The sequence below is a fragment of the Enterovibrio makurazakiensis genome (assembly GCF_050336585.1).
GTDB lineage: Bacteria > Pseudomonadota > Gammaproteobacteria > Enterobacterales > Vibrionaceae > Enterovibrio > Enterovibrio gelatinilyticus.
Genome location: NZ_JAKJSE010000068.1, coordinates 1 through 649, shown reverse-complemented (window position 1 = coordinate 649; position 649 = coordinate 1). Strand labels below are relative to the sequence as shown.

Genomic DNA, 649 nt, shown 5'->3' with positions numbered 1-649 from the left:
GGTCATGACCGTGTGTACGGTAATGACGGTAATGATGGTCTAAGCGGCGGCGAAGGCAACGACTACGTCAACGGCGGTAACCACAATGACCGTATCTATGGCAACAACGGTGATGACCACCTCGTCGGCGAACACGGTAACGATCTCCTGGTTGGCGGTCACGGCAATGACACCCTGCAAGGTGGCACTGAAGATGACAAACTCTACGGCGAATGGGGTAATGACCGCTTAGAAGGTGGCAACGGAAACGATGCCCTCTACGGTCAAGATGGCCATGATGTTCTCGTCGGCGGTCACGGTAACGACCACCTCGATGGCGGTGACGATAACGACAAACTCTACGGCGAATCGGGTAATGACCGCTTAGAAGGTGGCAACGGCGACGATGCCCTTTACGGTCAGGACGGTAATGATGTCCTCGTAGGCGGTCACGGCAACGACCACCTCGACGGCGGCGAGCACAATGACAAACTCTATGGCCAATGGGGCAATGACCGCCTAGAAGGCGGCAACGGTGACGACGGCCTTTGGGGTGAAGACGGTGACGATGTCCTCGTCGGCGGTCATGGTAACGATCACCTCAACGGCGGTAACGGCAATGACCAACTTCACGGTCAATGGGGTCACGACGACATGCATGGCCTAGCGG

General features: G+C 57.0%; 1 protein-coding gene. It reads left to right on the top strand.

The window, feature by feature from the left end; all coding sequences use genetic code 11:
• A partial coding sequence (locus tag L4D06_RS25480) for a calcium-binding protein (protein ID WP_429742255.1) occupies positions 1-649 on the top strand: 649 nt, incomplete at both ends.